Here is a 9,771-nt window from a genome sequence, read left to right as displayed (position 1 = left end):
CCCTCGACTTCGCTCGGGACGAGCGGGTCGTCCTGTTTGCAGATCATAGCCGCCCACCGCTTCGCCAGTCCCCTGCCCGCCTCCGCGCGCTTGCCGCGGTCGCTGCGCCAGCGTTGGAGGCGCAGCTCCAGATCGGCGTCGGTGCCGCCGAGACCACGTTCGGAGAGGAGCACGGCCACGTGCGATGCGAGCGAAAGCATGCCCAATCGCTCCGCGTCGATCAGCATATGGGCGATGCGGGGCGGCATCGGCAGCTCGGCGACGCGGCGGCCGTGCGGCGTGGGGCGGCCTTCCCCATCCAGCGCGCCGAGCGCAATGAGACGGGCGCGCGCTTCGGCGATGGCCGCATCCGGCGGAGGATCGAGCCAGCGCAGGCTTCGCGGGTCGGCGACGCCCCAGATGGCGGCGGCGAGCAGCAAGGGCGAGAGATCGGCTTCCAGGATTTCGGGCGGGTCGAAGCGCGGCAGGCCGGCGGTCGCGGCTTCCTCCCACAGCCGATAGGCGACACCGGCGCTCTGGCGCGCGGCGCGGCCGGCGCGCTGGGTGACTGCGGCCTGGCTCGCGCGTTCGGTCACCAGCCGCGTCATGCCCGCCGCACGGTCGTAGCGCGGCCGGCGGGCAAGGCCGGAATCGACGACGATGCGGACGCCGTCCAGGGTCAGGCTGGTCTCCGCGATCGAGGTGGCGAGCACCAATTTGCGCTGGCAGGGGCCCGCGGGCGCGATCGCGGCGCGCTGGGCCGCCGGATCGACCTGGCCGTGAAGCTTGTGCACGACGACGCTATCGGCGAGCGGGCCGAGCCGTTCGGCGGTGCGCTCGATCTCGGCGACACCGGGCAGGAAAGCGAGGATGCCGCCGTCCTCGTTGCGGAGGGCGCCACGGATGGCGGACGCCATCGCATCCTCGATCCGAAGCTCGGGCGAACGGCCGAGATAGCGGAGCTCGAGCGGGTGCGAACGGCCCTCGCTCCGGATCACGGGCGCATTGTCCATCAGCGCGGCGTAGCGGGCGCCGTCCAGCGTCGCCGACATCGCGACCAGCCGCAGGTCCGGGCGCAGCGCCGCCTGCGCATCGAGCGCGAGAGCGAGGCCGAAATCGCTGTCGAGGCTGCGTTCGTGCACTTCGTCGAACAGCACCGCGGAGACGCCGGCAAGCTCCGGGTCCGCCTGGATACGGCTGACGAAAATGCCTTCGGTCAGGACGATCACGCGCGTCGCGGCGGAGCGCTTCGTGTCCATGCGCGTGGCGTAGCCGAAGGTGCGGCCGACCGGCTCCTCCGCCAGCTGCGCCATCCGCTCGGCTGCGGCGCGCGCGGCGATGCGGCGGGGCGACAGCAGCAGGACCTCGCCCGTGCACCAGGACTCGCGGAGCAGCGCCGGCGCGATCGCGGTCGTCTTGCCGGCGCCCGGCGGCGCGACGACCACCGCGCTGCTGCCGGCGCGGAGCGCGGCGAGCAGGTCGGGGAGAACGGCGAGGATGGGGAGATCGGTCACGAGCGGCAGAGGTAGTTGCGAACGCCGCGAATGAGAACCTCTTCGCTCGCCCTGAACGCGGAGCCCCGCCCTTCGACTACGCGCTGCGCGCTCCGCTCAGGACGAGCGAGCTTCAGCTCACCAAACAAGAAAGGGCGGAGCCTTGCGGCCCCGCCCTTTCCGTTTCGATCAGGCGATCGTCAGAACGCGCGATACTGCTCGTTGCCGACAAAGCCCATCTTGGTCACGCCCGAGCGCTTGATGATCGCAAGCACGTTGTCGACCACTGCGTAGCGGGCCTGGGGATCGGGCTGCACGTGCAGCTCCGGCTCCGGGCTCATCGCGCGGGTACGCTCGAGGTAGAGACGCAGCGTCACCATGTCGATCGGCGTGCCGTTCCAGGTGACGGTGCCGGCCGGATCGACCGAGACCGTGTTCTTGATCGGATCGATCGGCGGCGGATTGTTCTGGTCGCTGTTGACCGGCAGATCGATCTTCACCGCGTGCGTCTGCACCGGGATGGTGATGATGAACATGATGAGGAGCACGAGCATGACGTCGATCAACGGCGTCGTGTTCATTTCCATCATCGGCTGGCCATCGTCGCGGCCACCACTCATTGCCATGAGGACTACTCCTTACAGGCGCTGGACATTGCTGCCCGGCGGCGGCTCGGAAATGAATCCGACCCGGCTGAAGCCCGCCAGCTGCATCGTGTAGATCGCACCGCCGATGCAGCGGTACGGCGTATTGATGTCGCCGCGGATATGCGCTTCCGGAAGCTCCAGGCCCGGCGCGTTGACGCCGCCCTGACGCTCGATCTCGCGCCGCAGCTTGGCGACGGCCCGGTTGAGCAGCTCGGTAGCGTTGACCTTGGTCATGCCCCAGTACACGCCGCACGACCCGTCTTCTTCGGCGCGCACGGTCAGCGACACGTTCTCCGGCTTGGTGGTGGTGGGGTCGAAGCGCACGTTCGGGAGCTTGACCGGCACCGTCTGGATCACGACCGGAACCGCGATCAGGAAGATGATGAGCAACACCAGCATGACGTCCACGAGGGGCGTCGTGTTGATGTCGGACATGGGGACTTCGTCTTCGCCCCCGACTGCAACTGCCATAGGATCCTGTCCTGTCTTGCCGCCGAAAGGGGTCCGGCGGTGGGTGGCGGGCGCCTGAGAAGGGGAAGCGCCCGCCAGTCCGTCATTAGGCCTTGTTCGGCACGCCGCCGGTCTGGCCCGCGGTCGTCGAACCGGTCACCGGCTTGGCCGTCGTGGCCGCCGGCTTGGTCGACGCACCCGCCGGCGCAGTCGCCGGACGCAGGTTCGACGGCTTCACGTTGCCGCCCGACATGACATAGCCGAGCACGTCGTTCGAGAAGGCCGCGAGGTCTTCCGCGATCGACTTGTTGCGGCGCTGCAGCCAGTTGTAGGCAAGCACCGCCGGCACGGCGACGGCCAGACCGAGCGCGGTCATGATCAGCGCCTCACCGACCGGACCCGCGACCGCGTCGATCGACGCCTGGCCGGCCAAGCCGATCTTGATCAGCGCGCGGTAGATGCCGATGACGGTACCGAACAGGCCGATGAACGGCGCGGTCGCACCGACCGTGGCGAGGAACGCGAGGCCCGAGCCGAGCTTCGAGTTGATCAGGCCCTGGCTGCGGTTGATCGAGCCGTGGATCCAGTCATGCGCCTCGACCGGATCGGTCAGCTTGCCATGCTGCTCCTGCGCAACCAGCGCGTCATCGACGATCTGGCGATAGGCCGAGTTCTTCTCGAGCTTGTTCGCGCCTTCCTTCAGGCTGGTCATGTTCCAGAAGCCGGTACGCATCTTGCGGCCCTGGTTGATGATCTTCTGCTGTTCGAACAGCTTCGTGAACAGGATGTAGAAGGAGAAGATCGACATGCCGACCAGGATCAGGAACACCGACCAGGCAATGACACCGCCCTGTTCGAGCGCGGGGAGCAGGCCGTACGGGTTCTCGCCCTTCGCGGCGGTTGCGGTGGCCGATGCGGCCTCCTGCAGGAAAGCGATTTGAGTGATCATGCGATAAATCCTCTAGAATAGTTCAGACATCCGACGCTGCACTGGGCAGCACCGCCATTACTTCGGAATCTGCCAGCGAACGGTCCGCTGCTGGTTGGTCACCTTGATCGGGTTGCCGTTCTGATCGAGCGCGGGCTTGTAGCGGCCCTTGCGCAGGATCACGCGGCACGATGCCTCGTCCAGGTCTTCATTTCCGCTCGACGAGACGACGTGGCAATTTTCCGCGCGTCCTTCGACGTTGATGTCCCAGGCGATGCGCACCGTACCCTCGGCACCTTCACGCAATGCGCGCGGCGGATAATCGTCGGTGGTGAACCAGCGCGAAGGGTCGCCCCGGGCAGAAGCAGCCTTGGACACCGTCGGCACCGGCGGAGGCGGCGGAGGCGGAGGCGCAGGCGGCGACGGCACGAAGACCGGTGGCGGGGTCGGACGCGAGATGATGACCGGCGCCTGCACGACCGGCGCCTGCACGATCGGCGGCGGGGTCACAACGGGCGGCGGCTCAACCTTCTGCTCCGGCGGGGGCGGAGGCGGCGGCTCCTCGGGGGGCGGCGGCTCCTCCTGCACGTCGAACGTCTTGAGGTCTGTCGCGACCTTCTTGATGACGTTGAACGCAAGGCCGGTCACGAACGCGTAGCCAAGGAGCGCGTGGATCACGATCACGATGACGATCGACGCGACCTTGCTGCCGTTCAAGCCTTGTTTGTCAGCGTAGGCCATTCAGTAATGAATCTCCCTCTCTCGGCACGGCCGGAGCGAAGGGAGCGCCGACCCGGATGCCGCAGTGCAATCCATCCGCCCCTGTTGTTCTATTGATTAGGCAGAAGCCCGGCTATCTATCGCTCAGGCTTTCATGACGCAAACGCTTTGTCGCCGCTGCGGAACCTGCGGTCCCACAGCGGGATTTTTAGAGTAGCGGTACCGGTCCGTAAGGCTGTAACGCGCGAGAAATGAAGCGTATCCCTCTCTTGATTGCCGTTACGGCATCGGTGCTGCTGACAGCGGTGGACAGCCCCGCGCAAACGCCGGCACCCCCTCTCGACTACAGCTATGCAGACCTCGCAGACCGCGTTTTGATCGCTCCAGTCGCGGTTATCGCGACAATATCGGATACGATTCGGCTGAAGCCCGAACGGGCGCCAGGCGTCGCTCCCGGCCATGCGCGACTCTATGTCGAAGCGACCGCGGACACGCTGATTCGCGGTGCCGGCGGGATATCGCCGAACCTGAGCTATCTGGTCGACGTGCCGCTGAATGCGAAGGGCCGGGTGCCGGACCTCGACGATACCCAGGTGCTGCTGCTTGCACGCCCGGTACCGGGCAAGCCGGGCGAGCTGCAGTTGATCGCGCCCGATGCGCAGCTGCCGCTCACGCCCGAAGTCGAGCAGCAGGTTCGCGCGATTCTGACCGAGGCGCTCCGCCCCGACGCGCCGCCGCCGATTACCGGCATCACCAGCGCGTTCCATGTCGACGGCACCATTCCAGGCGAGGGCGAGACGCAGATATTCCTGTCCACCCGCGAGCAGCGGCCGATTTCGATCAGCGTGCTCAGCCGCCCTGGACAGCAGCGGCAATGGTCGGTCGCGCTCGGCGAGATCGTCGACCAGGCCGCCAAGGCGCCGCCCAAGGACAGCCTGCTCTGGTACCGCCTCGCCTGCGGGCTGCCGCGCGAGCTTCCCGCCGAAGCGATCGCGGACCTGAGCGAGGGACCGGCCCAGGATGCCCGCAGCGACTATGGCTTCGTGCTGGAGCAACTCGGCCCCTGCACACGGACGCACCCGCTGACCGCTCGTTAAGAACTCACACGAGTCATCGTCATGCCGGCCTTGAGCCGGGATCCCGTTTCTTCTTCTTTTGTGAAAGGCAGCGGGACCCCGGCTCAAGGCCGGGGTGACGGTAGCCAATACATGCCCAACCCAGCCAGCCGGTCGCAGCATGTCGCTTCCATCCAATCGGGAGCGGCCGAACGGCTTTAAAAGTCTTCCGCAACGAACGAAGATTCGAACCCGTCCGGGTGTCTCGGCGCGCTGACCATGATTCCGCCAAAGGGGGTGTGGAATGGGACGAGCACAGCCGAGGGGGCAGAACGCCTCCACGATCCAGCTTCGCGACGACGATTACACCTTCCTCTACAACCTCGTCGATAGCGGCGGCGTCCGCAGCATCAGCGGCTACGGCAACAATCAGGCCGCCGGGCGCGCCTGGTGGGGCAGCGCCGACCAGCCCTTCGTCCGGCTGACGCCGCTCGATTTCGAGGACGGCACCGTCAACGGCATCCGCGTCACCTCTGCCGATGGGCATTCCGCCCTGCCCAATCCGCGGCTGGTCAGCGACGTGATCGGCCAGCAGCCGCTCGACGGCGACGGGAACACGATCAGCGTGCCGAATCCGTACGGGGAAAACCTGTTCCTGATGTCGTTCGGCCAGTTCTTCGACCACGGCCTCGATTTCTACGCGCGCGGCGGCGGCGCCGACCTGTTGCCGATCGCCGACATGAACGACCAGATCGCGGCGGCACAGGCGCGGTTGGACGCGATTCGCGCGGCGCAGGGCCTGCCACCGGTCCAGATCGATCCCACCGACAATCTGCTCGAGGAATTGCAGAATGCGCCGCCGGGATTCGACTTCCTGATCGGCAGCCGCGCCGGGCGCTACGAACTGAACCCGGACGGCAGCGTCGCCCGGAATCCGGACGGAACGCCGAAGCTCGACAACGCCGCCGGCACGGCCGCGGTCAATCGCACGGCGCCGTTCGTCGAGCAGAGCCAGACCTATGGCTCGTCGGACGCCGTGACTTACCTGCTGCGCGAAAGCGCACGCGACGCGCACGGCAACCTGATCTCCGACGGCCAGGGCGGGTGGGTGAAAACCTATCGGCTGCTGGACGGCGCCAGCGAGGTCGGCCCGGACGGCGTGTCCCGCGGCGATCTCGCGACTTACAAGGACGTGCTGGTCAACAACGGAGTCTCCCGCAGCGCGATCGACGATCTGCTGGCCCAGGTTTCGCACGGGACGCTCAGCAACGGCGACGCCTGGACGCAGCTGAAAGGCATGGCCGGGTTCGTCGACTTCAACGATGTCGGCCCCGATCATTCGATCCTGCTGGGCGACAAGAATGACGGCCTCGCGTCGCCGCTGGGGCCCGACGGCCAGCCGAACGCCAGCTTCACTTTGGGCGACCTGCTGTCCTACTATATCGCCGGCGATCACCGCGCGAACGAGAATGTCGCGCTGACTGCCGTCCATGCGGTGTGGCACCGCGAGGCGAATTTCCAGGCGGAGCTGATCCACGCCGCGCATCCCGAATGGACCGACGACCAGGTGTTCGAAGCGGCCAAGGTCATCCAGAACGCCGAGTATCAGCGCGTCGTCTTCACCGAATTCGCCGAGGCCATGTCCGGGCCGATCCCCGGCCCCTCGCACGGCTTTTCCGGCTATAATCCCGACGTCAATCCGGCGATTTCCGACGAGTTCGCGGGCGCGATGTACCGGGTCGGCCATTCGATGATCAACGAAACGATCCCGTTCAAGGACGAGGACGGGCACGTCCAGGACGTGCCGCTGTTCGACGCCTTCCTGAATCCGACGATGTACGCGGGGGACGATGCGAGGAGCGGCGGCGTCGGCGGCGCCGCCGCGATCATCGGCGGCGAGCTGGGCGCAGCGCACCAGCGCATCGACACCGAGGTTGTCGAGGTGATCCGGTCCAAGCTGCTGGGCATTCCGCTCGACCTCTATTCGGCGAACATCGAGCGCGGGCGCGAACTCGGCATTTCGACGCTGAACGACTTCCGGCGTGCGATTTCCGAAGACGGCAGCCTGCTCGCGCAGGCTGGACAGAGCTCCAATTACGTCTCGGTCGGCGCGAACCAGGTGCCGATACTGACGCCATACGAGAGCTGGGCCGATTTCGGCGCGCACCTGCGCGGCACACCGGAGGAGCAGGCGTCGCTGCTGGCGCTGTTCAAGGCGACCTATGGCGAGGACGACATCCATGTGAACGATGTCGACCTGTTCGTGGGCGGGCTGGCCGAGGCGCCGGTCGGCGCCAGCCAGATGGGATCGACCTTCACCTGGATCTTCCAGGAGCAGCTGGACCGGCTGCAGGAAGGCGACCGCTTCTATTATTTCAACCAGCTGAAGGACGATCCGCTGCTGCTGGCGGACATCAACTCGCAGCATTTCTCCGACATCGTTGCCCGCAACACCGGGCTCGACCACCTGCATTATTCGATCTTCAAGGTGGCGGAGGAAGTCGACCTGGGCGCGCGCGAACGCAATCGCGACATGAGCGCCACGGCAGTGGTGCCGGATCATGTCTATTCGATCGTCGGCAACGACCTGAGCAACGCCATCACCGGCACGGCCCGCGACGACACGATCTGGGGCGGCCGCGGCAACGACCGGCTGTATGGCGGCCCGGGACTCGATGCGCTGCACGGCGAATCCGGAGACGACTGGATCGAGGCGGGCGGCGGCAACCGCGGCGTCTTCGCCTATGGCGAGGACGGCAACGACGTGCTGACCGGCAACGACGGCGACGACAATCTGCTGGGCGGCGACGGCAACGACCTGCTGCGCGGAATGGACGGCAAGGACTTCCTGTCCGGCGGTGACGGCAACGACCTGATCGTCGCCGGGCCGGGCGCGGACATGATCGACGGCGGCAACGGCGTCGACACGCTGGACCTGAAGGACTCCGACGCGGGCGTCACGATCGACCTGCGGACCGCGCTGACGCCGATCCCGGGCCTTGGCGGCTATGTGCAGGGGACGGTGATCGACAATGTCGAGAACGTCGTCGGCACGCGGTTCGACGACAGCCTGACCGGCGACGACGGCGCCAACCTGTTCGACGGCGGCTTTGGCGACGACCTGCTGGACGGCGGCGGCGGCGCGGACCTGCTGATCGGCGGCTTTGGCGATGATACCTATGTGATCGACCAGCCGGGCGACCGCATCGTCGAGCTGGGCTTCGGCAACGACACGGTGCGCGTCGGCTATGGCAGCTTCTATGCCGTGGGCGGGACGATCGAGAACGCCACCTATGTCGGCGACTATTCCGGCATCGGCCAGTTCTCGCTGCGCGGGACCGGCGGCGCCAACCGGCTGGAAGGCGGCGACGGCACCGACCTGATCGACGGGCGCGGCGGCCGCGACGTGCTGATCGGCGACGGCGGCAACGACCGGCTGATCGGCGGCAACGGCAACGACCGCTTCGTCTTCGCCGCCGGCTTCGGCCAAGACCGGATCGAGCGTTTCGACGCGAAGCGCGGCGGCGGCCAGGATCTGATCGACCTGACCGCGTTCGGCATCGCGCCGGGCGACTTCGCGCACCGGGTCTCGATCGCCGATCTGGGCCGGGATACGCTGGTCACGATCGACGGCAATCTTGACCAGACGATCCTGCTGGCGGGCCTCGGCCGCGCCAGCCTGATCAGCCAGTCGGACTTCGTGATCTAGAAGGAGCTGATCTCCACCCCCACGCCCGCGCAGTCCGGGTAGATGTCGGGCTTGCGGGTCGAGACGCGCAGGCCGGTCACGCCCTGGCGCGCCGCGACGAGGTCGTAGATCTCGCGGGCGAGCGTTTCCTGCAGGTTGAAACGGCGGCCCTGGGTCATGCGCAGGATCTCCGTGCGCAGGAAATCATAGTTCCATGCCGCCGCCGCCGTGTCCTCGCTGGCGAACGCCTCCGCCGAGACATGGACGTCGACGCTGACCAGCAGCCGCTGCGGCGTGCCGACCTCGAAATCATGGAAGCCGATATCCACCGGCAGGTCGAAATCCTGAAGGAAGATGCGGAAGATCTTCGGGGCAAGCGCCGGCGGCACGAGCCCGTCGATCCGCGGCGGGGTGGTCATCGCGCCTGCTCCACCTCGCGATCGAGGAAATTCTCGATCGTCGTCCACAGATGGACGCTGATGCCGGGCCCGGCGACGCGGTGGCCGAAGCCGGGATAGACCATCGTCTCGAACGGGATCGCCGCCGCCTGCAGCTTCGCCATCAGCGCGGTCGAATTGTCGAACACGACATTGTCGTCCGACATGCCGTGGATCAGCAGCAGCGGGTCCCGAATCGACGTCGCGTTCGGCAGCGCGTCGGCACGCTCATAGACCTCCGGCACCTTGCGCGGATCGCCGAGATAGCGTTCGGTGTAATGGGTGTCGTAAAGCTCCCAGCGGGTGACCGGGGCGCCCGCGACGCCGGCCGCGAACGTTCCGGGCGCAGCCTCCAGCAGCTTCAGCGTCATGTA

9 protein-coding genes are annotated in these 9,771 nt (G+C 67.0%); 2 read left to right on the top strand and 7 right to left on the bottom strand.

Annotated elements, in window-relative coordinates:
- The 5 genes from hrpB to VFT73_RS09845 form a co-directional block, all read right to left on the bottom strand.
- Window positions 1-1,493, bottom strand: a 1,493-nt coding sequence (gene hrpB / locus VFT73_RS09865) for an ATP-dependent helicase HrpB (protein ID WP_326410432.1), incomplete at its 3' end; no start/stop codon positions are given.
- Window positions 1,494-1,672: 179 nt separating this feature from the next.
- Complete coding sequence (locus VFT73_RS09860; RefSeq protein WP_326410429.1) at window positions 1,673-2,098, bottom strand: biopolymer transporter ExbD; 426 nt, start codon at window positions 2,096-2,098, stop codon at window positions 1,673-1,675.
- A 12-nt stretch (window positions 2,099-2,110) separates the two neighbouring features.
- On the bottom strand, window positions 2,111-2,590 hold the full coding sequence (locus VFT73_RS09855) for a biopolymer transporter ExbD (RefSeq protein WP_326410426.1): 480 nt from the start codon (window positions 2,588-2,590) through the stop codon (window positions 2,111-2,113).
- An 85-nt stretch (window positions 2,591-2,675) separates the two neighbouring features.
- Window positions 2,676-3,518: a MotA/TolQ/ExbB proton channel family protein gene (locus VFT73_RS09850; RefSeq protein WP_326410423.1), complete on the bottom strand. Its 843-nt coding sequence runs from the start codon at window positions 3,516-3,518 to the stop codon at window positions 2,676-2,678.
- Window positions 3,519-3,575: 57 nt separating this feature from the next.
- Window positions 3,576-4,238, bottom strand: coding sequence for an energy transducer TonB (locus tag VFT73_RS09845; protein ID WP_326410420.1), 663 nt, complete (start codon window positions 4,236-4,238; stop codon window positions 3,576-3,578).
- Window positions 4,239-4,468: 230 nt separating this feature from the next.
- Between VFT73_RS09845 and VFT73_RS09840 the strand changes: the two genes are divergently transcribed.
- Complete coding sequence (locus VFT73_RS09840) at window positions 4,469-5,314, top strand: hypothetical protein (protein ID WP_326410418.1); 846 nt, start codon at window positions 4,469-4,471, stop codon at window positions 5,312-5,314.
- 262 nt (window positions 5,315-5,576) lie between these two features.
- The gene (locus tag VFT73_RS09835) at window positions 5,577-8,981 is read left to right on the top strand and encodes a peroxidase family protein (RefSeq protein ID WP_326410415.1); all 3,405 of its coding nucleotides are present in this window, start codon (window positions 5,577-5,579) and stop codon (window positions 8,979-8,981) included.
- On the opposite strand, the gene VFT73_RS09830 is transcribed toward VFT73_RS09835, so the two are convergent.
- Both VFT73_RS09830 and VFT73_RS09825 read right to left on the bottom strand, forming a co-directional pair.
- Window positions 8,978-9,379: a dihydroneopterin aldolase gene (locus VFT73_RS09830; protein WP_326410413.1), complete on the bottom strand. Its 402-nt coding sequence runs from the start codon at window positions 9,377-9,379 to the stop codon at window positions 8,978-8,980. The two genes, VFT73_RS09835 and VFT73_RS09830, sit on opposite strands and share 4 nt — an antisense overlap.
- The coding region (locus VFT73_RS09825; protein ID WP_326410411.1) for a prolyl oligopeptidase family serine peptidase at window positions 9,376-9,771 on the bottom strand (396 nt) is incomplete at its 5' end. The genes VFT73_RS09830 and VFT73_RS09825, both read right to left, overlap by 4 nt.

Source organism: Sphingomonas sp. (genome assembly GCF_035758555.1).
GTDB lineage: Bacteria > Pseudomonadota > Alphaproteobacteria > Sphingomonadales > Sphingomonadaceae > Sphingomonas_B.
Note: the sequence above shows the minus strand (reverse complement) of the source record. Positions and strands in the feature narration are given on the sequence as shown.

What these genes read in the sequence shown, in the direction of transcription:
- VFT73_RS09860 (WP_326410429.1), bottom strand. Translation starts at nt 2,098, where the DNA reads ATGGCAATGAGTGGTGGCCGCGACGATGGCCAGCCGATGATGGAAATG.
- VFT73_RS09855 (WP_326410426.1), bottom strand. Translation starts at nt 2,590, where the DNA reads ATGGCAGTTGCAGTCGGGGGCGAAGACGAAGTCCCCATGTCCGACATC.
- VFT73_RS09850 (WP_326410423.1), bottom strand. Translation starts at nt 3,518, where the DNA reads ATGATCACTCAAATCGCTTTCCTGCAGGAGGCCGCATCGGCCACCGCA.
- VFT73_RS09845 (WP_326410420.1), bottom strand. Translation starts at nt 4,238, where the DNA reads ATGGCCTACGCTGACAAACAAGGCTTGAACGGCAGCAAGGTCGCGTCG.
- VFT73_RS09840 (WP_326410418.1), top strand. Translation starts at nt 4,469, where the DNA reads ATGAAGCGTATCCCTCTCTTGATTGCCGTTACGGCATCGGTGCTGCTG.
- VFT73_RS09835 (WP_326410415.1), top strand. Translation starts at nt 5,577, where the DNA reads ATGGGACGAGCACAGCCGAGGGGGCAGAACGCCTCCACGATCCAGCTT.
- VFT73_RS09830 (WP_326410413.1), bottom strand. Translation starts at nt 9,379, where the DNA reads ATGACCACCCCGCCGCGGATCGACGGGCTCGTGCCGCCGGCGCTTGCC.